The organism is Nonomuraea cavernae, assembly GCF_014646355.1.
Taxonomy (GTDB): Bacteria; Actinomycetota; Actinomycetes; order Streptosporangiales; family Streptosporangiaceae; genus Nonomuraea; species Nonomuraea cavernae.
The window spans coordinates 212805-238756 of record NZ_BMNH01000003.1; the positions used below are offsets into that span (position 1 = coordinate 212805).

At 69.9% G+C, this 25952-nt stretch carries 25 protein-coding genes and 3 tRNA genes; 18 read left to right on the plus strand and 10 right to left on the minus strand.

Annotated features, from left to right (window positions below):
• Window positions 1-245: 245 nt before the first annotated feature.
• The 3 genes from serA to IEY82_RS07810 all read left to right on the plus strand — a co-directional run bounded on the left by serA (window position 246) and on the right by IEY82_RS07810 (window position 4815).
• On the plus strand, window positions 246-1835 hold the full coding sequence (gene serA / locus IEY82_RS07800) for a phosphoglycerate dehydrogenase (RefSeq protein WP_189123330.1): 1590 nt from the start codon (window positions 246-248) through the stop codon (window positions 1833-1835).
• A gap of 643 nt (window positions 1836-2478) precedes the next feature.
• Window positions 2479-3525: a 3-isopropylmalate dehydrogenase gene (locus IEY82_RS07805; protein ID WP_189123331.1), complete on the plus strand. Its 1047-nt coding sequence runs from the start codon at window positions 2479-2481 to the stop codon at window positions 3523-3525.
• 192 nt (window positions 3526-3717) lie between these two features.
• A complete protein-coding gene (locus tag IEY82_RS07810; RefSeq protein ID WP_189123332.1) occupies window positions 3718-4815 on the plus strand; it encodes a branched-chain amino acid aminotransferase in 1098 nt (365 codons plus the stop codon).
• Window positions 4816-4821: 6 nt separating this feature from the next.
• Here the strand turns inward: IEY82_RS07810 and IEY82_RS07815 are convergent, their stop codons facing one another.
• A complete protein-coding gene (locus tag IEY82_RS07815) occupies window positions 4822-5469 on the minus strand; it encodes an O-methyltransferase (RefSeq protein WP_189123333.1) in 648 nt (215 codons plus the stop codon).
• Window positions 5470-5592: 123 nt separating this feature from the next.
• Between IEY82_RS07815 and IEY82_RS07820 the strand changes: the two genes are divergently transcribed.
• Window positions 5593-6234, plus strand: a complete 642-nt coding sequence (locus IEY82_RS07820; RefSeq protein ID WP_189123334.1) for a DsbA family protein — start codon at window positions 5593-5595, stop codon at window positions 6232-6234.
• Between the two features lie 187 nt (window positions 6235-6421).
• On the plus strand, window positions 6422-7999 hold the full coding sequence (gene cimA / locus IEY82_RS07825; RefSeq protein ID WP_189123335.1) for a citramalate synthase: 1578 nt from the start codon (window positions 6422-6424) through the stop codon (window positions 7997-7999).
• On the opposite strand, the gene IEY82_RS07830 is transcribed toward cimA, so the two are convergent.
• A complete protein-coding gene (locus tag IEY82_RS07830; protein WP_225262385.1) occupies window positions 7996-9627 on the minus strand; it encodes a heparinase II/III domain-containing protein in 1632 nt (543 codons plus the stop codon). The genes cimA and IEY82_RS07830 overlap by 4 nt on opposite strands.
• A gap of 154 nt (window positions 9628-9781) precedes the next feature.
• Between IEY82_RS07830 and IEY82_RS07835 the strand changes: the two genes are divergently transcribed.
• Both IEY82_RS07835 and IEY82_RS07840 read left to right on the plus strand, forming a co-directional pair.
• On the plus strand, window positions 9782-11200 hold the full coding sequence (locus IEY82_RS07835) for a hypothetical protein (RefSeq protein ID WP_189123337.1): 1419 nt from the start codon (window positions 9782-9784) through the stop codon (window positions 11198-11200).
• A 91-nt stretch (window positions 11201-11291) separates the two neighbouring features.
• Complete coding sequence (locus tag IEY82_RS07840; RefSeq protein WP_189123338.1) at window positions 11292-11888, plus strand: HD domain-containing protein; 597 nt, start codon at window positions 11292-11294, stop codon at window positions 11886-11888.
• On the opposite strand, the gene IEY82_RS07845 is transcribed toward IEY82_RS07840, so the two are convergent.
• Entirely contained in the window at window positions 11885-12223 is a 339-nt protein-coding gene (locus IEY82_RS07845; protein WP_189123339.1) for an antibiotic biosynthesis monooxygenase family protein, read from the minus strand. The two genes, IEY82_RS07840 and IEY82_RS07845, sit on opposite strands and share 4 nt — an antisense overlap.
• A 115-nt stretch (window positions 12224-12338) precedes the next feature.
• Between IEY82_RS07845 and IEY82_RS07850 the strand changes: the two genes are divergently transcribed.
• On the plus strand, window positions 12339-13115 hold the full coding sequence (locus tag IEY82_RS07850) for a fumarylacetoacetate hydrolase family protein (protein WP_189123340.1): 777 nt from the start codon (window positions 12339-12341) through the stop codon (window positions 13113-13115).
• Window positions 13108-14481 (plus strand): glutamate--tRNA ligase, encoded by a 1374-nt coding sequence (gene gltX / locus IEY82_RS07855; RefSeq protein ID WP_189123341.1) that lies wholly within the window; start codon window positions 13108-13110, stop codon window positions 14479-14481. The genes IEY82_RS07850 and gltX overlap by 8 nt, the downstream gene beginning before the upstream one ends.
• 78 nt (window positions 14482-14559) lie before the next feature.
• Here the strand turns inward: gltX and IEY82_RS07860 are convergent, their stop codons facing one another.
• Window positions 14560-16527, minus strand: a complete 1968-nt coding sequence (locus IEY82_RS07860) for a M3 family metallopeptidase (RefSeq protein ID WP_189123342.1) — start codon at window positions 16525-16527, stop codon at window positions 14560-14562.
• 152 nt (window positions 16528-16679) lie between these two features.
• Here IEY82_RS07860 and IEY82_RS07865 point away from each other — a divergent pair.
• The 3 genes from IEY82_RS07865 to IEY82_RS07875 all read left to right on the plus strand — a co-directional run bounded on the left by IEY82_RS07865 (window position 16680) and on the right by IEY82_RS07875 (window position 17168).
• Window positions 16680-16751: transfer RNA gene (locus tag IEY82_RS07865), tRNA-Gln, on the plus strand.
• 249 nt (window positions 16752-17000) lie between these two features.
• A tRNA-Glu gene (locus IEY82_RS07870) sits at window positions 17001-17076 on the plus strand.
• Between the two features lie 19 nt (window positions 17077-17095).
• Window positions 17096-17168, plus strand: a tRNA-Glu gene (locus tag IEY82_RS07875).
• A gap of 89 nt (window positions 17169-17257) precedes the next feature.
• Here the strand turns inward: IEY82_RS07875 and IEY82_RS07880 are convergent.
• The 4 genes from IEY82_RS07880 to IEY82_RS07895 form a co-directional block, all read right to left on the minus strand.
• Complete coding sequence (locus IEY82_RS07880) at window positions 17258-17497, minus strand: helix-turn-helix domain-containing protein (RefSeq protein ID WP_189123343.1); 240 nt, start codon at window positions 17495-17497, stop codon at window positions 17258-17260.
• Window positions 17497-17877: a DUF2975 domain-containing protein gene (locus IEY82_RS07885; RefSeq protein WP_189123344.1), complete on the minus strand. Its 381-nt coding sequence runs from the start codon at window positions 17875-17877 to the stop codon at window positions 17497-17499. The genes IEY82_RS07880 and IEY82_RS07885 overlap by 1 nt, the downstream gene beginning before the upstream one ends.
• Before the next feature lie 66 nt (window positions 17878-17943).
• The gene (locus IEY82_RS07890) at window positions 17944-19662 is read right to left on the minus strand and encodes a hypothetical protein (protein WP_189123345.1); all 1719 of its coding nucleotides are present in this window, start codon (window positions 19660-19662) and stop codon (window positions 17944-17946) included.
• 58 nt (window positions 19663-19720) lie between these two features.
• The gene (locus IEY82_RS07895) at window positions 19721-20437 is read right to left on the minus strand and encodes an IclR family transcriptional regulator (RefSeq protein WP_189123346.1); all 717 of its coding nucleotides are present in this window, start codon (window positions 20435-20437) and stop codon (window positions 19721-19723) included.
• A 119-nt stretch (window positions 20438-20556) separates the two neighbouring features.
• On the opposite strand from IEY82_RS07895, the gene leuC reads away from it, so the two are divergent.
• The 4 genes from leuC (at window position 20557) to IEY82_RS07915 (ending at window position 23160) form a co-directional block, all read left to right on the plus strand.
• Window positions 20557-21942, plus strand: coding sequence for a 3-isopropylmalate dehydratase large subunit (gene leuC / locus IEY82_RS07900; RefSeq protein ID WP_189123347.1), 1386 nt, complete (start codon window positions 20557-20559; stop codon window positions 21940-21942).
• 12 nt (window positions 21943-21954) lie between these two features.
• The gene (gene leuD / locus IEY82_RS07905; RefSeq protein ID WP_189123348.1) at window positions 21955-22542 is read left to right on the plus strand and encodes a 3-isopropylmalate dehydratase small subunit; all 588 of its coding nucleotides are present in this window, start codon (window positions 21955-21957) and stop codon (window positions 22540-22542) included.
• The gene (locus IEY82_RS07910) at window positions 22521-22760 is read left to right on the plus strand and encodes an SCO5555 family protein (RefSeq protein ID WP_189123349.1); all 240 of its coding nucleotides are present in this window, start codon (window positions 22521-22523) and stop codon (window positions 22758-22760) included. The genes leuD and IEY82_RS07910 overlap by 22 nt, the downstream gene beginning before the upstream one ends.
• A gap of 100 nt (window positions 22761-22860) precedes the next feature.
• The gene (locus IEY82_RS07915; RefSeq protein WP_189123350.1) at window positions 22861-23160 is read left to right on the plus strand and encodes an HU family DNA-binding protein; all 300 of its coding nucleotides are present in this window, start codon (window positions 22861-22863) and stop codon (window positions 23158-23160) included.
• Between the two features lie 56 nt (window positions 23161-23216).
• Here the strand turns inward: IEY82_RS07915 and IEY82_RS07920 are convergent, their stop codons facing one another.
• Both IEY82_RS07920 and cofC read right to left on the minus strand, forming a co-directional pair.
• Complete coding sequence (locus tag IEY82_RS07920) at window positions 23217-23420, minus strand: hypothetical protein (RefSeq protein WP_189123351.1); 204 nt, start codon at window positions 23418-23420, stop codon at window positions 23217-23219.
• 52 nt (window positions 23421-23472) lie between these two features.
• Window positions 23473-24108, minus strand: a complete 636-nt coding sequence (gene cofC, locus IEY82_RS07925; RefSeq protein WP_189123352.1) for a 2-phospho-L-lactate guanylyltransferase — start codon at window positions 24106-24108, stop codon at window positions 23473-23475.
• Window positions 24109-24188: 80 nt separating this feature from the next.
• Between cofC and IEY82_RS07930 the strand changes: the two genes are divergently transcribed.
• Entirely contained in the window at window positions 24189-24899 is a 711-nt protein-coding gene (locus IEY82_RS07930; protein ID WP_189123353.1) for a lysophospholipid acyltransferase family protein, read from the plus strand.
• 4 nt (window positions 24900-24903) lie between these two features.
• Window positions 24904-25914 carry an NAD(P)H-dependent glycerol-3-phosphate dehydrogenase gene (locus IEY82_RS07935; RefSeq protein WP_189123354.1) on the plus strand — a complete coding sequence of 337 codons (1011 nt, stop codon included), beginning with the start codon at window positions 24904-24906 and terminating at the stop codon, window positions 25912-25914.
• Window positions 25915-25952: the final 38 nt, after the last annotated feature.

The following is a 25952-nucleotide window of genomic DNA, read 5'->3' on the forward strand; positions in this document are numbered from 1 at the left end:
CATATGACGAACCATAGGTAGTCGGCCATGGCTTATCAGGCTAATAGCCAATAAATCTCCCGATCAAGACAAAGACGGCTCTCATGTGGATGACTTTGCCCATCGAGGGGTACGCCGGGCAGGCGCCGTCTCAGTATGCGGGTCCCTCGTGAATGCGTTCACAAGCGCGGATAGACTCAGGAGCGATCCCGAGGGACCCGTCACGGTGTCCTTCACGCCCGCCGCCTGCATCTAAGGATCCATCAGTGAACAAGCCCGTCGTTCTGGTCGCAGAGGAGCTGTCCGAGGCAGGCCTCGCCGTGCTCGGCGCCGATTTCGAGGTTCGCCACACCGACGGCGCCGATCGTTCCCAGCTGCTGCCCGCGCTCGCCGGGGTCGACGCCCTGATCGTCCGCTCGGCCACCCAGGTCGACGCCGAGGCCATCGCCGCCGCCCCCAAGCTTCGCGTGGTCGCGCGTGCCGGTGTCGGCCTCGACAACGTCGACGTCGAGGCGGCCACCAAGGCCGGCGTGATGGTCGTCAACGCGCCGACCTCCAACATCACCAGCGCCGCCGAGCAGACCATCGCGCTCATCCTGGCCAGCGCCCGCAACACGGCCCAGGCCCACGCCGCCCTCAAGAACGGCGAGTGGAAGCGGTCCAAGTACACCGGTGTCGAGCTGGACGAGAAGGTCGTCGGCATCCTCGGTCTCGGCAAGATCGGCCAGCTCGTGGCCCAGCGCCTGCAGCCGTTCGGGGTCGAGCTGATCGCCTACGACCCCTACCTGCCGCCGGCCCGCGCCGCGCAGATGGGCGTCAAGCTGCTGAGCCTCGACGAGGTCATCAGGCAGGCCGACTTCATCACCGTGCACCTGCCCAAGTCCAAGGAGACGGTCGGGCTCATCGGTGACAAGGAGCTGCACGAGGTCAAGCCCTCGGTGCGCATCATCAACGTGGCCCGCGGCGGCATCGTCGACGAGAGCGCCCTCTACGCCGCGATCAAGGAAGGCCGGGTCGCGGGCGCCGGCATCGACGTGTTCTCCAAGGAGCCCTGCACCGACAGCCCGCTGTTCGAGCTGGACCAGGTCGTGGTCACGCCGCACCTCGGCGCCTCCACGCACGAGGCCCAGGAGAAGGCCGGCACCCAGGTCGCGCGCAGCGTGAAGCTGGCACTGGCCGGCGAGTTCGTGCCCGACGCGGTCAACGTCCAGGGCGGCGCGGTCGCCGAGGACGTCAAGCCGGGCCTGCCGCTGGCCGAGAAGCTGGGCCGGGTGTTCACCGCGCTGGCCGGCGAGGTCGCCACCAAGCTCGACATCGAGGTGCGCGGCGAGATCGCCTCCCAGGACGTGCGGGTGCTGGAGCTCGCCGCTCTCAAGGGCGTCTTCAGCGACGTGGTCGAGGACTCCGTCACGTACGTCAACGCCCCGCTGATCGCCAAGGACCGCGGCCTCATCGTCGACCTGGTCACCAGCACCGACAGCCCTGACTGGCGCAACGTGGTGACCGTGCGCGGCGTGCTCGCCGACGGCCGCCAGGTCTCGGTCTCCGGCACGCTGTCCGGGCCGCGCCAGATCACGAAGATCGTCGAGGTCAACGGCTACGAGATGGAGATCGAGCCGACCGAGCACCTGTCGTTCTTCACCTACACCGACCGTCCGGGCGTCGTCGGGGTGGTCGGCCGCCTTCTCGGCGAGCACGGCATCAACATCGCCTCCATGCAGGTGGCCCGTGACGTCAAGGGCGGCAAGGCGCTCATCGCGCTGACCGTCGACACGGCCATCCCGGCCGAGGTGGTCGAGCAGATCGGCGGCGAGATCGGCGCCGACAGCGGTCGTTCGGTCGACCTCGAGGACTGACCTCGCGCAGGGCTCAGGGGGGTGCGGCCGCCGCCGGGATCGTCCGGCGGCGGCCGCTTCGTCGTTCCATGGGTTGTCTCACGATGCGAGATGCTAGGACATCCAACGAGACAGCTGGAGCGGCGCCGGGTAGCCTGAACAAGACATGCGCCAGGTTCTCGTACTTATTACCTGCCGCGGCGGGGCCTGTTAGGGCAGGTCGGCGACCCGCCGCGGAGAGCGGCGTTCCCGTCGGCCGTCAGTCCCCTTCGCCGGTCCGTGACCCGGGCCCGCGAGCTTCAGGCCCGGTCGGCTCGCGACCTGAGCCCGACCTCCCGATACGACGCCCCGCGAAACGAGATGAGTCCCATGTACGAGATGTATGCCTGGAACGGTGCCGAGGAGCACGAGGACAAGGCCGCCGAGGCCGTGCAGACCGCGCTGGACCGCCGCGACAACGGCGGCCAGCCGCAGGACCCGGGCCAGTAGAAGACCGGCGGTCCCTGTCGTGCGGACAGGTCCGCTCGGCGGGGGCCCGCTTGCCGGTGAAGTGCGCTTTCTCCTCTGACATGCTGATTGCGCTACTCCGCGAGGAGTAGAATGGAATGTCCAGAAAATGAGACGGTGTGTTCGTCAGTCGAGACGAGCCGGTAAGGTGCCATCCATGGAGTCGCGCAACATTCGCCTGGCAGTCATCCCCGGAGACGGCATCGGCACCGAGGTCGTGGCCGAGGGGCTGAAGGTCCTCGAAGCGGTCGGCACGAAGATCGAGGCCACCCATTACGACCTGGGCGCCGCCCGCTATCACCGCACCGGCGAGACGTTGCCCGACAGCGTGCTCGACGAGCTGCGCGGCTACGACGCCATCCTGCTCGGAGCGGTCGGCGACCCCAGCGTCCCGCCGGGCATCCTGGAGCGCGACCTGCTGCTCAAGATCCGCTTCGCCTTCGACCACTACGTCAACCTGCGACCGGTCAAGCTCTTCCCGGGCATCGAGACCCCGCTGGCCGACAGCCGGCCCGAGGACATCGACATGATCGTCATCCGCGAGGGCACCGAGGGCCTCTACGCGGGCACCGGGGGCACCATGCGCCGCGGCACCCCGCACGAGATCGCCACGCAGGAGTCGCTCAACACCGCCCACGGTGTGGAGCGCGTGGTCCGCTACGCGTTCGAGAAGGCGCGGTCGCGGCCGCGCAAGAAGCTGACGCTCGTCCACAAGACCAACGTGCTGACCTTCGCCGGCGACCTCTGGCAGCGCACGGTCGACCAGGTGGCCGCCGACTACCCCGACGTCACCACCGACTACAGCCACATCGACGCGGCCTCGATGTTCTTCGTCACCCACCCCGAGCGGTTCGACGTGGTCGTCACCGACAACCTGTTCGGCGACATCATCACCGACCTCGGCGCGGCGATCGCCGGCGGCATCGGCCTGGCGGCCAGCGGCAACATCAACCCCGAGCGCACGACGCCCAGCATGTTCGAGCCGGTGCACGGCAGCGCCCCCGACATCGCCGGGCAGGGCAAGGCCGATCCGACCGCCACGATCCTGTCGGTCGCCATGCTCCTCGACCACCTCGGCCTGCACGCCGAGGCGGCCCAGGTCGAGCAGGCGGTCGCCGACGACATCGTCGAGCGCCTGGCCGGGTGGGCGAGCCGCACCACGCACGAGATCGGTGACGACATCACCGCGCGAGTATCGAGCTAGGGCCCGCCCAGCTCCACCGGCGCCTGGCGGTCCCGAACAGGACCCGCCAGGCGCTTTTTCGCGTCTAAAAGGCCAAACACCCCATCGGCCTCTTGCCATCCCAAATAGCGAGACAATAGGAAGTACCCACGGGCCGTGTCGATCAGATCCGTGGATTCGTCAGAGAGTTCGTAGAGAGAAGGAACCTCCGTCATGACCATCGCTCAGAAGCTCAGCTTCGACGTGCAGCATTCCGACCACGCTCGCACCGCGGCCGAGCGGGAGCAGGTACTGGCGAATCCCGGCTTCGGCCAGGTCTTCACCGACCACATGATCTCGATCGACTACACCGACGGCGAGGGCTGGCACGACGCGCGGCTCGAACCGTACGGGCCGCTCTCGCTCGACCCGGCCACGGCGGTCCTCCACTACGCGCAGGAGCTGTTCGAGGGGCTCAAGGCCTACCGCCAGTCCAACGGCTCCATCGTGGCCTTCCGCCCCTACGCCAACGCCGCCCGGTTCAACCTCTCGGCCCAGCGGATGGCCATGCCGGAGCTGCCCGAGGAGACGTTCGTCGAGTCGCTGGAGCTGCTCGTCCAGACCGACCGCGACTGGGTGCCCACCACCGAGGGGCACAGCCTCTACCTGCGGCCGTTCATCTTCGCGACCCAGGTCGGACTCGGCGTCAACTACCCGTCCCGCACCTACCGCTACATGGTCATCGCCTCGCCGGCCGCCTCCTACTTCAGCGGCGGCATCAAGCCGGTCTCGGTGTGGCTGTCGACCGAGTACACCCGCGCCGCCCCCGGCGGCACCGGCTTCGCCAAGTGCGGCGGCAACTACGCCGCCGCCTTCGTCGCCCAGCGTCAGGCCGTCGAGAACGGCTGCGACCAGGTCGTCTGGCTCGACTCCCACGAGCACCGCTACGTCGAGGAGATGGGCGGGATGAACCTGTTCTTCGTCTTCGGCGACCGGCTCGTCACCCCGGCCCTGACCGGCACCCTGCTGCCGGGCATCACCCGCGACTCGATCCTCACGCTGGCCGCCGGCCTGGGGCTGAAGCCGGAGGAGCGGCTGATCACCACCGACGAGTGGCAGGCCGGATGCGAGTCAGGGGAGCTGACGGAGGTCTTCGCCTGCGGCACCGCCGCGGTCGTCACGCCGGTGGGCTTCGTCAAGGGCGCCGACCGCTCCTGGAGCATCGGCGACGGCACGCCCGGCCCGGTCACGATGCGGGTGCGCGAGGAGCTCGTCGGCATCCAGTACGGCTCGCGGCCGGACCCGCACAACTGGATCCACAAGATCAGCTGACCCGGCTCAGCCGTTCTTCCGCACCATGGTCAACCCGTCGGCGATGGGCAGTATGACGACCGTCACCCGTGGATCCTCGGCCACCAGGTCGTTGAACTCCCGCATCAGCACCGTCATCTCGTCATCGCGCGACGGGTCGGCCACGTGACCCGTCCACAGGGTGTTGTCCACCATGAGCAGCCCGCCCGGCCGCAGCCGGTCCATGAGCAGCTCGTAGTAGGCCGGGTAGCCCGCCTTGTCGGCGTCGAGGAAGGCGAGGTCGACGGGCTGGTCGAAGGCGGCCAGGGTCTCCAGCGCGGGGCCGAGCGTGAGCGTGACGCGGTCGGACACCCCGGCCCTCTCCCAGTAGCGCCGCGCGATCGAGGTCCACTCCTCGCTCACGTCGAAGCAGTGCAGCCTGCCGCCGGACAGCCCGCGGGCGATGCACAGTGACGAGTAGCCGGTGAACGTCCCGACCTCCACCGCCACGGCCGGCGCCACCAGCTGGGTGATCATGGTCAGGAACCGTCCCTGGTCGGCGGAGATCTGCATTCCGGCGTGGTCGCCCGTCCGCGCCTCGGTCTCCGCCGCCAGCTCCCGCAGCAACGGGTCGGGCTGGGTGGTGTGGTCGAGGATGTACCGGGCGAGCGCGGTGTCCATCGCGAAGGCCTTCATGGGATCCATTGTCGCGCCGAGTCGGCGGCCGGCGGTGGCGCGGTACGCCTGACCCGCCCCGATCAGTCACATTTCACCTTCTTCAGGTAGGGTCTGCGCGATCGATGAGCTGAGGGCGGGCGGATGATGAAGAGGGTGGCGGCCGTGCTGGTCGCTTTCGCGATGCTGGCCCTGGTCGCGATCGTCGGGTACGACGGCGGCCAGGCGGAGCGGGGCGTGCGGCTGACCCGGCAGGTCGACGGCACCATGGTGCTGGCCGACAGGGGCGGCAACGCCCCCGTGCTCGACATCTACGAGGACTACGACTGCCCGGTCTGCAAGGACCTGCACTCCCGGGTCGACGCGACGATCCAGCGGCTGGCCAGGGAGGGCCTGGTCAAGGTGGTCTTCCACCCCGTCACGATCTTCCGCGACGAGCCCATGCGGTCCAACTCCGTCCGGGCCGCGGCCGCCGCCCGGTGCGTGCCCGAGGGCAACTGGCTGGCCTTCCGCGACGAGTTGTACGCCATGCAGCCGGCCCCGCACGGGGTGGCCTCCGGGTTCACCGTGAAGGAGCTGGCCGCGGCGGCGACGAAGGTGGGCGCGTCGGTGGAAGAGTGCGTCATCTCACAGTCCTTCGCCGAGGATCACCTGGCCGAGAGCGCCAAGATCCGGATCGACGGCACGCCGACCGTCTTGCTGGACGGGCGAATGCTGGGCGACGCGGCCTTCGACCCGGCCGTGCTGGAGGAGATCATCACCGGCGGTCCGGGCGTCACCGTGTGATCGCTCCGGTCCCACATGGCGAGATCAATGTGCCGACCGGTGAAATCGTGTGGCAGACTCGCAGGCATCATGTTCTACCGTCTGCTCATTATTGACAGGCGCGCTGGCTGACACAGGGACACCGCCAGCGCGCAGACCTCTCACGTCCGTGAGGGGTCTTTTTGTTTTCCCAGGGAGACGACAAACCATGGCCGACGACCGCTTCCACGTGTACGACACGACGCTGCGTGACGGCGCGCAACAGGAAGGGCTCAACCTCACCGTCGCCGACAAGCTCTCCGTCGCGCGCCACCTGGACGGGCTGGGCGTCGGTTTCATCGAAGGGGGCTGGCCGGGCGCCAACCCCAAGGACACAGAGTTCTTCAGGAGGGCTCAAACAGAGCTCGACCTGAAGCACGCGCAGCTCGCCGCGTTCGGTGCGACCCGCCGGGCCGGTGTGCGGGCAGCCGACGACCCTCTGGTTGCCGCCCTGCGCGAATCCGGCGCGCCGGTCGTGACCCTTGTCGCCAAGAGTCACGACCGGCACGTGGAGCTGGCCCTTCGCACGACTCTCCAGGAGAACCTCGCGATGATCCGCGACACGGTCTCCCACCTTCGTGCGGAGGGACAGCGAGTCTTCCTCGACGCCGAGCACTTCTTCGACGGCTACAGATCCAACCCAGCCTACGCGCTGGAGGTCATCCGCACCGCGGCCGAGGCGGGAGCCGACGTGATCGCCCTGTGCGACACCAACGGCGGCATGCTCCCCGACGAACTGGCCGAGATCGTGCAGGCCGCGGCCGGCACCAGCGCCCGGGTGGGCATCCACTGCCACGACGACACCGGCTGCGCGGTGGCCAACACCCTCGCCGCCGTCCAGGCGGGCGCGACGCACGTGCAGGGCTGCGCCAACGGCTACGGCGAGCGGTCCGGCAACGCCAACCTCTTCACCGTGGTCGCCAACCTGCAGCTCAAGCGGGGGTTCGACCTCGTGCCGCCGCAGGCCCTGGCCGACATGACGCGCATCGCGCACGCGATCACCGAGGTCACCAACGTCACCCCCAACTCCCACGCCCCCTACGTCGGCACGTCGGCGTTCGCCCACAAGGCGGGCCTGCACGCCAGCGCGATCAAGGTCGACCCCAACCTCTACCAGCACATCGACCCCGCCCAGGTGGGCAACGACATGCGGATGCTGGTCTCCGACATGGCCGGCCGCGCCTCGGTCGAGCTCAAGGGCCGTGAGCTGGGCTACGAGCTCAGCGCCGGCAACACCAAGGAGCTGGTCGACCGGGTCAAGGAGCTGGAGTCGAAGGGCTACACGTTCGAGGCCGCCGACGCCTCGTTCGAGCTGCTGCTGCGCGACACCGTCCACGGCGAGCGGCGGCGTCACTTCGAGGTCGAGTCGTGGCGGGTGATCGTCGAGCGCGCCAAGGGCGGCGAGCTGGTCAGCGAGGCGACCGTCAAGCTGCACGCCAAGGGCGAGCGCATCGTCGCCACCGGCGAGGGCAACGGCCCCGTCAACGCCCTCGACCGCGCGGTGCGCCTGGCCCTGGAGAAGCTCTACCCCGAGCTGGCCAGGGTGGAGCTGGTCGACTACAAGGTGCGCATCCTGGAGGGCAGCCACGGCACCGGCGCCGTCACCCGCGTGCTCATCACCTCCAGCGACGAGACCTCCGAGTGGGCCACGGTGGGCGTCGCCGAGAACATCATCGACGCCTCCTGGCAGGCGCTGGAGCAGGCCGTGACCTACGGGCTGCTGCGCGCGGGCCGCGAGGCCGCCTAGAGGAGACCTGCCGGGAAGGTCACGCCCTGGACGGTGACCTTCCCGCCGGAGCACGACACCTTCGGCGCGTCCGTGCCGGGCACGATGACGGTCAGCAGCGAGGTGGCGGCCGGCGAGACCACGACGTTGGTCCGCTCCTTCGACAGGTAGGTCGGCGACATCCAGCCGAGCTTCCCGCCGCGCTCCACCTTCTGCCCGCCGACCGGCGTGCAGCCGGACAGCTGGAGCAGCGTCACGTCGAACTTGCCGTCGCTCAGCACCACCCGGCCGCCGCTGTTGGAGACGACCTTGTACGACGGCGCGAACCGCCACTGGTTGCGCACCTGCTTGCCGCCCGACGCCGTGTCCAGCACCGCCATCAGGTCCTCGCCGTGGTCGACGAGCACCGAGCGGGTGCGGGCCGTGCCGTAGGCCTTGTCGGTGAGGCGGAACGCCTGCCGGTCCGTGCCCTGGCTCGACTTGGTGAGCTTGCTGGCCGTACGGGGCCGGAACCTCTCGCCCACCACGGCCGGGACGTTGTGCGCCTCGGGGGAGAGCGTCCAGTAGCGGTAGGCGCTCTTCTCGTAGGAGTGGAACCCGGCGTCGACCAGGATGTCGCGGCCGTGCGCGTAGTAGGTCACGCCCAGGTGGTCCTCGTGGCCGTGGAACTTGGTGCCGGGGCCGAACCTGATCGAGTAGTAGGCGGAGTCGGCCTTGCCCCACTCTGTCCGGCCGTACACGTAGCCGGCCCGGTAGACCTTGACCTTCTCCTTGGGGGTGCCGGTCTCCATCTTCGGCTCGGTCTCGGCGCTGCCGTCGCCGATGGGCACCATGTAGCCGTTGGGCATCGTGGAGTGGGCGACGAAGTCCTTCAGCGCGTCGGCCCGCCTGGAGATCTCGCCCGGCACCTTGCGGCCGCAGTCCTTCATGCCGGCCATCGCGACCTGGAGCCTGCCGTACACGTAGACGGCGTAGCGCGGCGCCTGCTCCATGAGCGCGCCCTGCGCGTCGACGTCGAGCTTGACCGTGCCGGTGAGCCGCCTGGAGGCCAGGCCGGCCCAGTCCTTGCGGCCGTAGCGGCAGCCGATGCTCATGAGCGCGATGTCCTGGTCGATCCCGTGGTTGTGGCCCTTCTTGTAGAGCCTCGGGTCGGCCAGCAGCTTGGCGTGGACGGCCAGGCTGTCCTTGAGCCAGCCGTCCTTGACGTGCATGCTCAGGCACACCAGCGCCTGGGTGCGCAGCGAGACGGGGTGGTCGTTCCAGACGTAGGGCTTGGTGCCGCGCGCGCCCCGCTTGTTGCTCGCCACCCAGTCCTTGGTGATCTCCTCGGCGCGGTCGAGATAGGCGCGCTCGCCGGTGTTCTCGTACGCCACCACCAGCGTGCCCATCCAGCGCAGCGACTGGAAGACGTACTCCCACGAGCGGTTCCGGTACGGGCTCATGCCCCAGTCGATCTTCTTGCCGATCTTGACCGCGGGCAGGCTCACCAGGGAGATCTCGCCCTTCATGACCTCGTCGGCCGTCGGCGAACCGGGCAGCCAGTCACCCTGGCACTGCGCGGTGCGCTTCACCGGCGCCTCGGCCCGTGCGGTGCTCGTGAGTCCCGCGACGGCGAGTATGAGGGCGAGGGGGATCGCGAGGCGGCGCACGCCAGTTCCTTCCGGACAAAAGAAGCAAAGAGGGACGAGGTGGAACATGGTGGCCGGGCTCGATCACGGGGTCAAGTCGGGTTCCGGATCGTTAACGCGCCGATGTTCATCCGTACTTTATAGGGTGGTTTGCTCAGAGGGACTGAGGAGGCGGATGGTGCCCACGCTGCGCAAGCACTGGATCTTTCTCCTCGCCCTGCTCGCCGGAGCGGCGCTGCGCGGCGTGGCGATCCTCGGCTACCGCCCGGCCATCTGGTTCTGGGCCGACTCCTTCGCCTACCTCAACGCCGGGCTCGACCCGCGACCGCTGGAGTCGCGCACCTCGGGCTACTCGCTGTTCCTGTGGGCGCTGCGGCCCCTGAGCAGCATCGAGCTGGTCGTCGTGGTGCAGCACCTGCTCGGGCTGGGCATCGGCGTGCTCGTCTACCTGCTCCTGCGTCGCCGGCTGCCCGGCTGGGCGGCCACGCTGTTCGCGCTGCCCGTCCTGCTCGACGCGTTCCAGATCCAGCTGGAGCACCTGATCATGGCGGACCTGCTGTTCGTGTTCCTCGTCATGGCGGCGGTCGCGCTGCTCATGCGGCGGCCGGCCCTCACGCCCATGACGGCCGCGGGCGCCGGGCTCCTGCTGGCGGCGGCCACCGTGACCCGGACCATCGGCCTGCCGCTGATCGCCGTCGTGCTGGTCGCGGTGCTGCTGCGCCGTACGGGCTGGCGGCCGGTCCTCACGCTCGCCGCGGCCGCCGTGATCCCGCTGGCCTGCTACGCCCTGTGGTTCGAGTCGGAGCACGGCACGCTCGCGCTGAGCCGTGGCAACACCTTCCTGTGGGCCCGGACCATGACGTTCGCCGACTGCGCGAAGATCAGATCGGACGTGCCGCTCTGCCCGGCCGAGCCGCTGGGCGAACGCCTGGCGCCGCCCGAGTACATCTGGTCGGCCGACTCCCCGATCAACGACGTCAAGGGCGGGGCGGTCCGGCGCGACGAGGTCGCCGGGGCCTTCGCCAAGCAGGCCATCCTCGCCCAGCCGCTCGACTTCCTGCGCGCCGGCCTGGTCGACGTGGCCCACATCTTCTCCTGGGAACGCCGGGTCTATCCGGTCGAGGGCGACCAGAGCGCCTACGTCTTCCCCGAGGAGACCGCGCCGTTCAAGGACTCGATCGCGTCCAGGGACCGCACCGCCGAGGAGATCACCACCGCCTACCAGGGCGAATCCGGCGAGACGGTCATGGTGGAGCCGTACGCGGGCTGGATCCGCGGCTACCAGACCTTCGGCTACCTGCGTGGACCGTTCCTGGCCGCGCTCCTGGTGGCCGGGGCGGCCGGGGTGGCGCTCCGGTGGCGCCGGCTGGGCGGGGAGGTGCTGCTGCCGTGGGCGAGCGCCGTGACGCTGCTCACGCTGCCGGTCTTCATCGCGGCCTTCGACCACAGGTACGTGCTGCCGGCCGTGCCGCTCGCCTGCCTGGCGGCGGGACTGGCGTTCGCCCGGCGCCGCGACGCGGACGGTGAACCGCGCCGGAGCGGCGCGCCCCGGGACGAGGCCGCCGAGCCGCCCGGCCAGGTGTCCCGCCCGTGAGGCCGGGGCGGGGGAGGGTTGGCCGGATCCTGTCGACAGGTGGCCACAGGGCCACTCGCCCCGGCCGGATCCGAGGCTCGAAGATGAGCACATGAACCTCAACGACCTGGTGCTGCCCGACACCCCCGCCTGCGGCGGCGCCCTGGAGGTGGCGGCCCGCTACCACACGCCCTCGCTCCTCAACCACTCGATCAGGGCCTACCTGTGGGCCGCGGCCTACGCCCGGGCGCACGACATCGCCTTCGACGCCGAGCTGCTCTACGTGTCGGCCATGCTGCACGACATCGGGCTGGCCGCCGAGTTCGACAGCCACACGGTGGGATACGAGGAGGCCGGCGGGCACGTGGCCTGGGCCTTCTGCGCGGGAGCCGGCTGGCCCGAGGACCGCAGGCGCCGCGCCTCAGAGGTGATCATCCGTCACATGTGGGACGAGGTGCCGGTGGAGGAGGACCCGGAGGGACACCTGCTGGAGCTTTCGACCGCCATGGACATCTCCGGCCGCGGCACCGACGAGCTCCCGGCCGGGCTCCGCGACGAGGTGCTCGCCCGGCATCCCCGCCTGGAGATCGCCAAGGAGTTCGCCGCCTGCGTCACCGACCAGGGCGCCCGCAAGCCGGCGAGCCTGGCCGCCGGCTTCGTCAGGTCGGGCATCGCCGAGCGCATCGCCCGCAACCCGCTGGACGCCTAACCCTTCGGCCCGGCGCTGTCCACGACCTCGAACGACCACAGCGTCGCCCCCGACGCGGCCGGCCCCTGCCCGTGGCCGTGCCCCTGGCCGGAGCCGGCCGCCTCGGCGTGGCCGCGCCGGAACTCCTGGCTCTCCTGCCACCTGAGGAAGTCGTCCTCGCTGCGCCACCGCGTGTACACGAGGTACTGGTCGGTGCCCTCGACCGGCCTGAGCAGCTCGAACCACTCGAACCCGTCGGCCGACTCGACCATCCCGGCCCGGTTGGAGAACCGGTGCTCGAGCTGCTCGCGCATCTCGGCGGGAACCGTCAACACATTGATCTTGACGACGGACAACACGACCCCTCTCGCGGCGACCTCACCGCACCGTCCGGTGCGGGCTCCAGGCTAACGCGAGGGCGGGCGTGTCGCCGTGAACCGACTCCCCGGGCGGCGGCGATAGCCTTGTCAGGTGCGTATAGCGAGGTTCTCCACAGGCGAAGGCGTGTCGTTCGGCGTGGTCGAGGGCGGTCCGGGCGAGGAGTTCGTGTCCGCGATCTCCGGGCACCCCTTCGGTGACGTGCAGTTCACCGGCGAGCGGTTCCCGCTGGCGCAGGTGCGGCTGCTCGCGCCCATGCTGCCGAGCAAGGTGATCGCCATCGGCCGCAACTACGCCGCGCACGCGCGCGAGATGGGCAACGAGGTGCCCGAGGAGCCGCTCATCTTCCTGAAGCCGTCGACCTCGGTGATCGGCCACGGCGAGCCGATCGTCTACCCCACGTCGCTGTCCGACCGGGTCGACTTCGAGGGCGAGCTGGCCGTGGTGATCGGCCGGCTGTGCCGCGAGGTGCCGATCGAACGGGTCAGGGACGTCATCTTCGGCTACACCTGCGCCAACGACGTCACCGCGCGCGACCTGCAGAAGAAGGACGTCCAGTTCACCCGGGCCAAGAGCTTCGACACCTTCTGCCCGCTCGGCCCGTGGATCCGCACCGACCTCGACGCGAGCGACCTGGCGCTCACCACGACGGTCAACGGCGAGGTCCGCCAGAGCGGCCGCACCAGCCAGCTCATCCACGACATTCCCGCGCTGGTCGCCTACGTCAGCGCGGTCATGACGCTGATCCCCGGCGACGTGATCCTGACCGGCACCCCGGAGGGCGTCGGTCCGATCGACGTCGGCGACGAGGTCAGCGTCGGCATCGAAGGCATCGGCACTCTGACGAACAAGGTGGTCGCTCGTGACTGATCTGAGGGTGCGGTTCGCCCCTTCCCCAACCGGCATGTTCCACGTCGGCGGCGCCCGTACGGCGCTGTTCAACTGGGCGCTGGCCGTGCGGTCCGGTGGCCGTTTCGTGCTGCGCATCGAGGACACCGACGCCACCCGCAACCGGCCCGAGTGGACCGAGGGCATCATCTCGGCGCTCGACTGGATCGGCATCAACGGCGGCGCCCCGGCGTTCGAGGGCCCCTACTTCCAGTCGGCCTACGAGCCGCAGCACCGCGAGGCCGTGGCCAAGCTGCTCGCCGACGGCAAGGCCTACCACTGCGACTGCACCCGCGAGCTGCTCGTCGCCCGCACCGGCTCCGAGCACAAGGGCTACGACGGCCACTGCCGTGACCGGGGCCTGACCGAGGGCGCGGTGCGCTTCCGCACCCCCGACGAGGGCGTCACCGTCGTCGACGACGTCATCAGGGGCCGGGTGGAGTTCCCCAACGACGCCCAGGAGGACTTCGTCATCGCCCGCACCGACGGCTCGCCCCTCTACGTGCTGGCCAACGCCGTCGACGACATCACGCAGGGCATCACCCACGTGGTGCGCGGCGAGGAGCACCTGGGCAACGCCGCCAAGCAGCAGCTGCTCTGGCCCGCGCTCGGCGCCACCCCGCCCGTCTGGGCCCACCTGCCGGTCATCGTCAACGAGCAGCGCAAGAAGCTGTCCAAGCGGCGCGACAAGGTGGCCCTGGAGGACTACCGGGCCGAGGGCTACCTCGCCGAGGCCATGGTCAACTACCTCATGCTGCTCGGCTGGGGGCCCGGCGACGACCGCGAGATCATGCCGTGGTCGGAGATGGTGCCGCTGTTCCGGCTCGACGCCGTCAACAGCTCCAGCGCGTACTTCGACGAGAAGAAGCTGCGCGCGTTCAACGGCGAGTACATCCGCGCGCTGCCGTTGGAGACCTTCGAGGAGCGCTGCGCCCCCTACCTCGAAGCCGACTGGGACCGCGAGATGTTCAGCAAGGTCGCCGCCCTGGCCCAGACCCGCATCGCGGTGTTGTCGGAGATCAGGCAGAACGTCGACTTCCTGTTCCTCGACGAGCCGGTGTTCGACCAGGCCTCCTGGGACAAGGCGATGAAGAACTCCCCGGTCGAGATCCTGACCGGCTACCTGGAGCGGCTCGACACGGTCAGCTGGGACCCCGAGTCGCTCAAGGAGGCGCTGGAGGCGGTCGGCACCGCCAACGGTCTCAAGCTGGGCAAGGCCCAGGCTCCCGTACGCGTCGCGGTCACCGGCAGGACCGTGGGCCTGCCGCTGTTCGAGTCGATCGAGGTGCTCGGCCGCGAGCGGGCCCAGGACCGGATCCGGGCCGCCCTGGCCCGCCTGCGCGGCTGAGCGCAGTCCCGGCCAGCGCAGTCCCGGCCGCCTCGTCACGGGGCGACGACCACGGTGTCGCCGCCCCGGACACGCGGATCAGACCAGGCCGCGGCGCTCCAGCAGCGGCTGGATGGACGGCTCGCGGCCGCGGAAGTCGCGGAACGCGGTCAGCGGGTCGAGGCTGCCGCCCTTCGACAGCAGCGCGCGGCGGAAGTGATCTCCGTTGGCACGCTCCAGCCCGCCGTTCTCCTTGAACCACTCGACGCTCTCGGCGTCGAGCACCTCGCTCCAGATGTAGGAGTAGTAGCCGGCGCTGTAGCCGCCGGAGAAGACATGGGCGAAGTAGTTGGTCCGGTAGCGCGGCCGGACCAGCGGGAAGGCGATCTGGGCCGCTTCCAGGGCCGCCTGCTCGAACGCCTCGGGGTCCTCGACGGTCTCGCCGGGGCTCAGCCGGTGCCAGGCCCAGTCGAGCAGCGTCGCGGCGAGATACTCGACGGTCATGAAGCCCTGGTTGAACTGCTCCGCGGCCTTCATCTTCGCCACCAGCTCCGCGGGCATCGGCTCGCCCGTCTCGTGGTGCTTGGCGTAGTTGGCCAGGACCTCGGGCCAGGTCGCCCACATCTCGTTGACCTGCGACGGATACTCGACGAAGTCACGCGGCACGTTGGTGCCCGAGACGCGGGGATAGCGCACCTCGGAGAAGAGCCCGTGCAGCGCGTGCCCGAACTCGTGGAACGCCGTGGTGACCTCGTCGTAGGTCAGCAGCGTCGGCCCGGTCGCGGGCTTGGTGATGTTCAGGTTGTTGATCACCACCGGCTTCTCGCCGAACAGGAACGACTGGTTGACCAGGTTGTTCATCCACGCGCCGCCGCGCTTGGTCGGCCTGGCGAACGGGTCGAGCGCGAACAGGCCGAGCGCGCCGCCGTCCTCGTTGAACACCTCGAAGATCCGCACGTCCGGGTGGTAGCCGGCCAGGTCGGTCCGCTCGCTGAACGTGACGCCGTAGAGCCTGGTCGCGGCGTAGAAGACGCCGTCGAGGTAGACGCGGTCGAGCTCGAAGTAGGGCCGCATGGCGCCGGCGTCGAAGTCGTAGCGGGCCTGGCGCACCTTCTCCGCGTAGAACGACCAGTCCCACGGCTCGATCGCGAATCCGGCCTGCTCGGTGAGCGCCTCCGCCTCCTTGCGGGCGTTGCGTACGGCCGGCCCGACGAGCTGCCCCAGCATGTCCTCGACCGCCTCGACGCTCTTGGCCGTCTGGTCGGCGACCTTGTAGGCGGCGTGGTCGGGGTAGCCCAGCAGCCGGGCGCGCTCGGCCCGCAGCGTGGCGAGCCGTACGGCCAGCCCGAAGTTCCGCGGCGCCCGCTCCACGCTCAGCGTGTAGAGCCGGCGGCGGACGTCGCGGTCGGTGAGCTGGGCCAGCCCGGGCTGGTTGGTGAAGTTGAGCAGCGGCAGCACGTAGCGGCCGTCGCTCTCCAGTGACGCGATCCTGGCCTCGTCGAACCCGTCGAGCTCCTTGGGGTCGTCGACCACCAGCGCGGACTCGGTCGAGGCCTTCAGCAGGTTCTGGGCGAACTCGGTCGACAGCCTCGACTGCTCCTCGTTGAGCTCCTTGAGCCGCTCCTGCTCGGTCTCCGACAGGTCGGCGCCGGCCCGGATGAAGTCCTCGCGGTACTTCTCCAGCAGCCACGCCTCCTCGGCGTCCTCCGTTGTCACCTGCTTGATCCGGCCCCAGAGCGCCCGGTTGAGCCGGATCGCGTCGCTGTGCTTGGTCAGCTTGGGGGAGATCCGCTTCTCGATCTCCAGGACGGCGTTGGTGGAGTCGGAGGCGGCGACGCTGAAGAAGGCCGTGGCCGTGCGCTCGAGGATCCGCCCGGACCGTTCGAGCGCGGCGATCGTGTTGTCGAACGTCGGCGGGGCGGTGTCGCGCGCGATCACGTCGACCTCCGCCAGCTGCTCGGCCATCCCGCGCGCGAAGGCGGGCAGGTAGTGCTCCTCGCGGATCTCGGCGAAGGGCGGCAGCTGGTAGGGCAGGCTGCTGGGGGCGAACAACGGATTCTCAGCCAACGTCGGGGCTCCTCCACGTGGTGTTTTGTCCCCATCAGCTTGGCACGACAGGGGCCCGGTCGCGGCCGCTCGGACAATCGTTTTGGTCTTGTCCCCCAAGCTGGGCTATTCTTTCGGAGGTCGCCACACGGGCCCTAAGGGGTCCGTAACGGTGGGGTATGGTGTAATTGGCAGCACGACTGATTCTGGTTCAGTTAGTCTAGGTTCGAGTCCTGGTACCCCAGCATTGGACGGATGTCTCGTTAAGAGACATCCGTTTTTCGTTTTTCCGGACAAGATTCGCGCCCGACTGCCTGCTGCCCTCCTCGCGCCGGCCGGCCGGTGGCGAGCCGGCGTCCTCCTCCCGGTCGTCGAGCGCGGTCGGGGCCCCGCAGGCCCGATCCGCTGGGCTGATAGTGGTTTGGTGTGCTCCTTGGGGTGCGGTAGAGTTACGTCCGTTGCCGGGGAGGCCCGGCACAATCGCTTGTTGACAGGGTCCCGTCGTCTAGTGGCCCAGGACGCCGCCCTCTCAAGGCGGTAGCGCCGGTTCGAATCCGGTCGGGACTACCACTGTCAGGCAAGTGAAGAAGGTCCCGTCGTCTAGTGGCCCAGGACGCCGCCCTCTCAAGGCGGTAGCGCCGGTTCGAATCCGGTCGGGACTACCTCTATGAAAGGCCCGATCGTTGATCGGGCCTTTCGTGCTTTCCGGTGCTCGGCGGTTTTTCGCGTTCGCCGAGGGCGACGCGTCGGCTCATCGTTCCTCTCCGGCGTGATAGCCCAGCAGGTCGCCCGGCTGGCAGCCGAGGACTTCGCAGAGCCTGGTCAACGTGGTGAACCGGATGGCCTTGGCCCGGCCGTTCTTCAAGATGGACAGGTTGACCACCGTCACCCCGACCCGGTCGGCCAGCTCGGTGAGCGTCATGTCCCGCTCGGCCAGCAGCCGGTCGAGATGGACGGTGATGGCATGGGACTCCGGCTCCGCGGGCGACATCAGACGGTTCCTTCCAGGTCCTCACGCATCCGTACGCCGTCGCGCAGGATGCTCGCCAGGGCCAGCAGCCCCAGCCCGATGAGCGGGACGACCAGCGAGATCTCCCCCGGTAGGTGGCCGGCCTCGCCCACGGCCACCGTGTCCAGCAGCCTCATCATCGCGACATGCTCGATCTGGGGCGCCAGGAGACCGCCGACCAGCAGCCACCAGCCCAGGAACCGCACCTGACGTGCGACCCGCGGAAGGTAGACGCCGGCGCGGGCGCTCCACAGCAGCCTCCACAGCAGGAAGAACGCGCCCGCGGCCACCACGAAGCCCGGAAAGGTGGTGAGGGCCTGCCAGAGGTACTGGCCGGTGTCGGCGAACCGTCGATGTGGCAAGCGGCGGGAGTCCCGGCGGGCGGTGAGCATCGTCGCCCCGCCGGGGGACGCTTGGCCGGGAGGTCGCTAGGAGCTGGTCGAACGGGCCCGGAAGAGCGCCCGGCGAGCCGCCTTGGCGACCTGCTTGTCGGGATGGACCTGGGAGATCAGGTCCAGCAACTCCTCCACGTGGGCGTGCGGGATCTTCCAGACCACTTCGAGCAGGCCGTCGAGCAGGTCGGGGCCGATGTCGCGGACGCTGCTGACGAACTCGGACCGGCCCAGGCCCGCCGAGATGGTCCACATGTCGAGGATCAGCCAGTGGGTGTCGTCCTGGGTGGGCTCGGGCGCGTCGGGCACCTGCAGGTGGCTCAGGTGCGTCGCGGCGTAGGGACGCAGGGACGGCTGCTTGAGCGCCTCCTGCCAGGCCGGGATGGCCGCCTCGCCGAGTGTGCCCACCACGCTGGCGGCCTGCACCCGGATGAGCGCGTCGCTCTCGTCCTCGGCGGCGGCCTCCAGCAGCTCCTCGGCCGCTCGGCCGGGCTCGCGCAGCCGCATCCAGGCGGCGAACTCGGCGTCGGCCTCCTCCTCGGGCAGCTCGGCGCTGAGCGCGAGCAGCTCGTGCGCGCTCATCGACTCGATCGCGGGCCGCGCGTCGACCTCGATGTCGGAGTCGTCCACCAGGTGGACGACTCCCTCGGTGCCGAGCGGAGTCAGGCTGACCGTGCCGTCGGCGACCGTGACCATGCCGTAGCCGGCCAGCCAGTCGACCGCCGGGATCAGCGGGTCGTCGGCCGCCTCCCAGGCGTCGGCGCCCAGCTCGTCGAGGTCGGCGGCCGCCTCGGCCAGCTCGCGCCGCAGACCGTCGAGGTCGCGCGAGCCGCCGGCCAGCAGCAGCCTGACCAGCACGCCGCGGGTGAGCCCCGCCAGCGCCATGGTCAGGTCGTCGTCGGCCAGCTCGGGGTCGCCGTAGTCGACCGAGTGAAGGCCGAGCATCCAGGCGTCGAGCACGTCCTCGTCGTCGTCGAACGGCCACTCGGAGGTGTCGTCCTGGACGGCCACCGTGTTGGCGTCGCCGGGCTCCAGGAACTCGAGGTCGACGGCGAGATTCCAGATGTTCCACAGCTGGGGGACGGCCTCGGCGAGCGAGCCCTCGGTCTCGGGCCTGGGCAGCCCGACGACCGCCAGCGCCTGCTCGACCTCGTCGTCGGACAGCAGGGTGTCCTCGCCCACCCGGCGGCCGGAGCCCACCCACAGGGCCAGGTCGCGGGCCTGGGCGATCAGCGGCGCCTCGCGGGCGGCGGCGGCCAGCTCGGTGTCGGGCCGCAGCCTGATGGTGTCGAGCTCGGCCAGCTCGTCGGCGAACAGCTCGAAGTCGCCGAGGTCGCCGCCTTCGTCATCGTCGTCGCCCGACTCCTCGGAGTCGTCGAGCAGCTCCTCCATCAGCTCGACGAACTGGTCCTCGACGTCGTCGAGCTCGGCCCGCAGATCGTCGAGGGAGTCGGACCCCTTGGTCAGCCTGCCGGTCTGCGACAGGAACGTCAGGTAGGCGTCGACCGCCGGCAGCATGCCGTCGGCGGCGGTGTCGGGATCCTCCACCACCTTGGGCATCCGATCGAGCAGCAGGTTTCGCAGGTCGGCACGCTTCCACGTGCCGGAATCCTGGGAGAAGGCGAGACGGTGCCACAGCACTGCCGGCCCTACGAGCTCGGGGTCGCTGTCGGGCGCGTTGGTGCTCGCCCACAAGATGAACTCTTCGAGCAGGGGTCGCAGCTCAGTGGCGGCTACCTCGATGCGATCTGTCACGCACTCAGGCTAGTGCGCCCGTGAGGCACTCGGCTCCCCAAATAGGCGCTTTGGCTGATCATGACGTACGTCGCATGGATTCCGTGACGCGTTCGGCGGCCGCCATGACGGCCACCGCGTGTAGTCGTCCGGGGGCTCTGGTCAGTCGCTCGATGGGCCCGGAGACCGACACGGCGGCGATCACCTTGCCGCCGCTTCCCCTGATGGGGGCGGACACGCTGGCCACTCCCTGCTCGCGCTCTCCCACACTGTGAGCCCAGCCCCGGCGGCGTACCGACGCCAGCGTGGACGCGTTGAACTTGGCGCCGCGCAGGCCGCGGTGCAGCCGGTCGGGCTCCTCCCAGGCCAGCAGGATCTGCGCCGCCGAGCCCGCCGTCATGGGCAGCGCCGATCCGACGGGGACCGTGTCGCGCAGCCCGCTGGACCGCTCGGCCGCCGCCACGCAGACCCGCTCGTCGCCCTGACGGCGGTACAGTTGCGCACTCTCGCCGGTCAGGTCCCTGAGCTGCAGCAACACGGGCGCGGCGACCGCGAGCAGCCGGTCCTCACCGGCGGCCGTGGACAACTCCGAAAGGCGCGGCCCGAGCACGAACCTGCCCTGTGTGTCACGAGTCACGATGCGGTGGTGCTCAAGCGCGACTGCGAGCCGATGGGCCGTGGGGCGGGCCAGACCGGTGGCCTGAACAAGCTGCGCGAGCGAAGCCGGGCCGGCTTCCAGCGCGTTGAGTACCAGAACGGCCTTGTCGAGTACTCCGACTCCGCTAGAGTTGTCCATAGGCCGATACTGCCGTCTCGACATATGAGAAGGCAAGCTGAAAGGATTTTCCCGCGAGGAAGATCGGGTCTGAACGACCGAGCCGCGATGCGGAGCATCGCGACAAGCAGGAGGAGATCATGGGCCGCACACTGGCGGAGAAGGTCTGGGAGCAGCACGTCGTGCGCCGCGCCGACGGCGAACCCGACCTGCTCTACATCGACCTGCACCTCATCCACGAGGTGACCAGCCCGCAGGCGTTCGACGGGCTCCGGCTCGCCGGCCGGCCCGTGCGCCGGCCCGAGCTCACCATCGCCACCGAGGACCACAACGTCCCGACCGTGCTCGGCCCCATCTCCGACCCCGTGTCCAAGACGCAGGTCGAGACGCTGCGCAAGAACGCCGCGGAGTTCGGCATCCGGCTCCACCCGATGGGCGACGCCGGCCAGGGCGTGGTGCACATCATCGGCCCGCAGTTCGGCCTGACCCAGCCGGGCATGACGATCGTCTGCGGCGACTCCCACACCTCCACCCACGGCGCGTTCGGCGGCATCGCCTTCGGCATCGGCACCTCCGAGGTCGAGCACGTGCTGGCCACGCAGACGCTGCCGGCCTACCGGCCGAAGACCATGGCCATCGAGGTCTCGGGCGAGCTGCCCCCCGGTGTCACGGCCAAGGACCTGATCCTGGCCATCATCGCCAAGATCGGCACCGGCGGCGGGCAGGGCTACATCATCGAGTACCGCGGTGAGGCCGTACGGAAGCTCTCCATGGAGGGCCGGATGACGGTCTGCAACATGTCGATCGAGGCCGGCGCGCGAGCGGGCATGATCGCCCCCGACGAGACCACGTTCGCCTACCTCAAGGACCGCCCGCACGCGCCGCGGGGCGAGGCGTGGGATCAGGCCGTCGCCTACTGGACGTCGCTGCGCACCGACGACGACGCCGTGTTCGACCAGGTCGTCGAGATCGACGCCACGACGCTGACGCCGTACGTCACGTGGGGCACCAACCCCGGCCAGGGCCTGCCGCTGGGCGAGACCGTGCCCGCCCCCGAGAGCTTCGCCGACCCGGTCGCCAGGCAGTCGGCCGAGCGGGCGCTGGAGTACATGGGCCTGACCGCGGGCACGCCGCTGCGCGAGATCGAGGTCGACACGGTCTTCGTCGGCTCGTGCACCAACGGCCGCCTGGAGGACCTGCGCGCCGCCGCCGAGATCCTGCGCGGCCGCCAGGTGAAGACGCGCACGCTGATCGTCCCCGGATCGATGCTGGTCAAGCTCCAGGCCGAGCAGGAGGGGCTGGACGAGGTGTTCAAGGCGGCCGGCGCCGAGTGGCGGGAGGCCGGGTGCTCGATGTGCCTGGGCATGAACCCCGACACGCTCCAGCCGGGCGAGCGCAGCGCCTCCACCTCCAACCGCAACTTCGAGGGCCGTCAGGGCAAGGGTGGCCGCACCCATCTGGTCTCACCGCAGGTCGCCGCCGCGACCGCCGTGACCGGCCGCCTGACCGCCCCCGCCGACCTCTAGGAGATCAAGACCATGGAAGCCTTCACCACCCACACCGGCAAGGCGGTGCCGCTGCGCCGCAGCAACGTCGACACCGACCAGATCATCCCGGCCGTCTGGCTCAAGCAGGTGAGCAGGACCGGCTTCGAGAAGGGCCTGTTCGCCGCCTGGCGCGAGGACCCGGCGTTCGTCCTGAACGACCCCTCCTACGAGGGCGCCTCGATCCTGGTCTCCGGCCCCGACTTCGGCACCGGCTCCTCGCGTGAGCACGCCGTCTGGGCTCTGCAGCAGTACGGCTTCCGCGTGGTGATCGCGGCCAGGTTCGGCGACATCTTCCGCAACAACTCCACCAAGATGGGGCTGCTGCCGGTCGTCCTGCCCGCCGAGAAGGTCGAGGCCCTGCAGGCCGCGGTCGAGGCCGACCCCACCCTGGCGGTGACCGTCGACCTGGCCGAACGCCAGGTGCGCTGGGCCGGCGAGGTCGTCGCGTTCGAGATCGACGACTACACCCGCTGGCGCCTGATGGAGGGCCTCGACGACATCGGACTGACCCTGCGTCACGCCGACGAGGTGACGGCGTACGAGAATGGTCGGCAGCCATGGCTGCCGACGACCGTCTAGAGGACGACGAACTGGCGCGGCGGTTGCGCGAGGCGCACCGCCGCGTCCGCCTGCTCCCCGCCGCCGAGAAGGAGCGGATGGGACGCCGATATCTGGCGATCTGCGACCTCGCCAAACGCGACCGCGAACGGGCCGCGACCAGGCTCGACGCCTTCCTGGCCGCCCTTGACGGCGCCTCCGACACGCCACGCGCACCCGAAAATCCGCTCGGTATTTGAGTTCCCCGGCGATCCCGCCTACTTTCGAGCGCGTAAGGGGTTTCTACGTCGAGCTTCGTGAGCTGGAACCCCGAGCCGTAACTGGGGGAGCGGAACGAACATGAACAAGCGAGAACTCGTTGACGCCATCGTAGATCGCGTGGGGGACAGGAGGACGGCCACGGAGGCCGTCAACGCGATCATCGATGCCGTTCAGAAGGCAGTCGCGAGCGGCGACAAGGTCTCGATCACGGGCTTCGGCGCGTTCGAGATGGTGCACAAGCCGGCGCGCACGGCCAGGAACCCGTCGACCGGAGCGGAGATCAAGGTCGACGAGAGCTGGGGGCCGAAGTTCCGACCGGGCTCAGACTTCAAGGAACTGGTCAACGTGGCCGGCAAGAAGGCCGCGAAGAAGAAGTAACGACCTCGCGTACGCCCGGTCCTCGCTCCGAGGGCCGGGCGTTTCGCTGCCCGGGGTCAGCCGGGCACGGGGAACGTCGACAGCGTGATGTAGGTGATCTCGCCGTCGGTCACCACCAGCCGGACCCGCTGCCCCGAGCGCAGCAGCCGCAGCGGCCCCGCGTCGAAGGCCTGGGCGCCGAAGGGCAGCACGGTCCCGTCGTCGAGGAAGACCGTGCCCGAGCGGGTCACCTCATCGAAGCCGCGCACCGTCGCCTGCACGCAGCCCAGCGTAAACGCTCGGCCGCCGGTGCGCATGCGGCGCCCGCCCGGCTCAGCCGGACGGCCAGAGATCGGCGACCACGGCCGCGGTGTGCCCACCGAGACCGAGCGCCATGGCCGCCCGCAGATCGTCGGGGGTGTCCACGTCGCGCCTGACCGACTCGATGCCCTCCACGCACAGCTCCTTGGCGCCGCCCGCCAGGTGCCTGGACCGCGACTCGCCGCCGAACCGGGGCGTGAACGGCAGCCCGGCGCGTACGCCGTAGAAGGTGGTGCCGACGTCGAGCGCGTCGGGGACGAACGCCTGGTCGAACTCCGCCGCCGCGGTCAGGGCGGTGGCCAGCTCCGCGGGCCGCAGGGCGGGCAGATCGGCCTGCAACGCGCCCACCGGATCGCCGGGCGCGACACGTACGGCATGGGCGGCGCCGGTGCGGAGCGCGGTGTTGAGGCCCTGATCGGGATCGGGCACCACGTCGGCGCCCAGGACGGACAGCGGCCCCGCGGCGGCCGGGTCGGCGGTCACCACGATGACCCGCGCGACCAGCGGACAGGCCAGTGCCGCCGAGACGGTGTCGCAGGCGACCGCGACGGCCAGCCGGGTCCGGTGGGGGCCTGTCGCGGCGGCCAACCGGGTCTTCGCCGCGACCAGCGTCTTCACCGGAATCACCAGTGACCAGCGGTTGCTCATAGGGTTAAGCATCGCGCCTCGACATCCCGGGCGGCCAACCGGGAGACTTGGGGCGCCTATCGTCCGGGTTGGAGGGAACCATGAGCCGCCCCACACGCCCGTCGCGTTTCTGGGAAACTCTGGCCGTCGTCATCGTCAAGCCGCTGTCGAAGCTCCTGATCAAGCGTGACTGGCGGCACGGCGAGCGCGTGCCGCGCACCGGCGGCGTGATCATCGCGGCCAACCACCTCTCCTGGTCGGATCCGATCCTGCTGTCGCACTTCCTCTACAACAACGGCCGCTGGCCGGTCATTCTCGCCAAGGCCGCGCTGTTCAGGGTGCCGTTGCTGGGGCACGCGGTGCGCTCGCTGTGCGTCATCCCCGTCGAGCGGGGCAGCAACGAAGCGGCCAAGTCGCTGCACACGGCGGAGGAGCGGCTGCGAGACGGCTGCGCGATCTTCTTCTATCCCGAGGGCACCTGCACCCGTGATCCTGGTCTGTGGCCGATGGTGGGCAAGACGGGCGTCGCCCGGCTGGCGCTGCAGAGCGGCGCCCCGGTGATCCCGGTGGCACACTGGGGGGCCCAGGAGCTGCTGCCCTACGGAGAGAAGCGGCCGAGGCTGTTCCCGCGCAAGACGTTCCGCGTGTCGGTGGGGCCGCCGGTCGACCTGTCGCGTCACATCGGCCGCCCGCCGCACGCCGAGGTGCTGCGCGAGGCGACCGCCGACATCATGGCGGCGATCACCGCGCAGCTCGCCGAGCTGCGCGGCGAGAAGGCGCCCGAGACTCCTTACGATCCCGCGGGACGGTGAGCGCATGACGAAGGCCGCGGTGTTCGGCACCGGTTCGTGGGGCACCACGTTCGCCATGATCCTGGCCGAGGCGGGCAACCGGACCATCCTGTGGGGGCGCAGACCGGAGCTGGTCGAGGGCATCCAGCGGGCCCACACCAACCTCGACTACCTGCCGGGTGTGGCGTTGCCCACGTCGCTGGGGGCCACGACCGATCCGGCCGAGGCGCTCGACGGCGCCGACTTCGTGGTGCTGGCCGTGCCCTCGCAGTCGCTGCGGCTCAACCTGGCCGCCTGGCGCGAGCACATCCCCCGCGACGCGGTGCTGGTCAGCCTGATGAAGGGCGTCGAGCTCGGCACGACCAAACGGATGAGCGAGGTCATCCGCGAGGTGGCCGGGGTGCCCGAGGAGCGGGTCGCCGTCGTCTCCGGGCCCAACCTGGCCAAGGAGATCGCCCAGCGCCAGCCCGCCGCCACCGTGGTCGCCTGCGTCGACGAGGAGGTCGCGGCCCGCCTGCAGGCGGCCTGTCACCTGCCGCCGTGGTTTCGCCCCTACACCAACCCCGACGTGGTGGGGGTCGAGCTCGGCGGCGCCGTCAAGAACGTCATCGCGCTGGCCGTGGGCGTCGCCGTCGGCATGGGGATGGGCGACAACGTCGCCGCCATGCTCATGACCAGGGGGCTGGCCGAGATCTCGCGGCTGGGGGCCGCCCTGGGAGCCGATCCCCACACCTTCGCCGGGCTGGCCGGGATGGGCGACCTGGTGGCCACCTGCACCTCGCCGCTGTCACGCAACCGCACGTTCGGCGAGCGCCTGGGCCGCGGGATGACGCTGGCCGAGGTGATCGCGGCCACCAAGCAGACCGCCGAGGGCGTCAAGTCCTGCGAGTCCGTGCTCGCGCTGGCCAAAAAGCACGACATCGAGATGCCCATCACCGAGGTCGTCGTCGGAGTCGTGCACGACGGCATGTCGCCGAGCGAGGCGGGCATGCTGCTCATGTCCCGGTCGCCCAAACCAGAGCGTTACGGGCTCTGACCACCACCCATCCGCGCGGGTTGACTCGCTGCAAGTAG

Excerpts from the sequence above, each read along its gene's own strand:
- IEY82_RS07915 (WP_189123350.1), top strand. The coding sequence starts at position 22,861 with ATGAACAAGCGAGAACTCGTTGACGCCATCGTAGATCGCGTGGGGGAC.
- IEY82_RS07805 (WP_189123331.1), top strand. The coding sequence starts at position 2,479 with ATGGAGTCGCGCAACATTCGCCTGGCAGTCATCCCCGGAGACGGCATC.
- IEY82_RS07815 (WP_189123333.1), bottom strand. The coding sequence starts at position 5,469 with ATGAAGGCCTTCGCGATGGACACCGCGCTCGCCCGGTACATCCTCGAC.
- cimA (WP_189123335.1), top strand. The coding sequence starts at position 6,422 with ATGGCCGACGACCGCTTCCACGTGTACGACACGACGCTGCGTGACGGC.
- IEY82_RS07895 (WP_189123346.1), bottom strand. The coding sequence starts at position 20,437 with ATGGACAACTCTAGCGGAGTCGGAGTACTCGACAAGGCCGTTCTGGTA.
- leuC (WP_189123347.1), top strand. The coding sequence starts at position 20,557 with ATGGGCCGCACACTGGCGGAGAAGGTCTGGGAGCAGCACGTCGTGCGC.
- leuD (WP_189123348.1), top strand. The coding sequence starts at position 21,955 with ATGGAAGCCTTCACCACCCACACCGGCAAGGCGGTGCCGCTGCGCCGC.
- IEY82_RS07840 (WP_189123338.1), top strand. The coding sequence starts at position 11,292 with ATGAACCTCAACGACCTGGTGCTGCCCGACACCCCCGCCTGCGGCGGC.
- IEY82_RS07820 (WP_189123334.1), top strand. The coding sequence starts at position 5,593 with ATGATGAAGAGGGTGGCGGCCGTGCTGGTCGCTTTCGCGATGCTGGCC.
- cofC (WP_189123352.1), bottom strand. The coding sequence starts at position 24,108 with ATGAGCAACCGCTGGTCACTGGTGATTCCGGTGAAGACGCTGGTCGCG.
- IEY82_RS07880 (WP_189123343.1), bottom strand. The coding sequence starts at position 17,497 with ATGTCGCCCGCGGAGCCGGAGTCCCATGCCATCACCGTCCATCTCGAC.
- IEY82_RS07930 (WP_189123353.1), top strand. The coding sequence starts at position 24,189 with ATGAGCCGCCCCACACGCCCGTCGCGTTTCTGGGAAACTCTGGCCGTC.
- IEY82_RS07810 (WP_189123332.1), top strand. The coding sequence starts at position 3,718 with ATGACCATCGCTCAGAAGCTCAGCTTCGACGTGCAGCATTCCGACCAC.
- IEY82_RS07835 (WP_189123337.1), top strand. The coding sequence starts at position 9,782 with ATGGTGCCCACGCTGCGCAAGCACTGGATCTTTCTCCTCGCCCTGCTC.
- IEY82_RS07910 (WP_189123349.1), top strand. The coding sequence starts at position 22,521 with ATGGCTGCCGACGACCGTCTAGAGGACGACGAACTGGCGCGGCGGTTG.
- IEY82_RS07935 (WP_189123354.1), top strand. The coding sequence starts at position 24,904 with ATGACGAAGGCCGCGGTGTTCGGCACCGGTTCGTGGGGCACCACGTTC.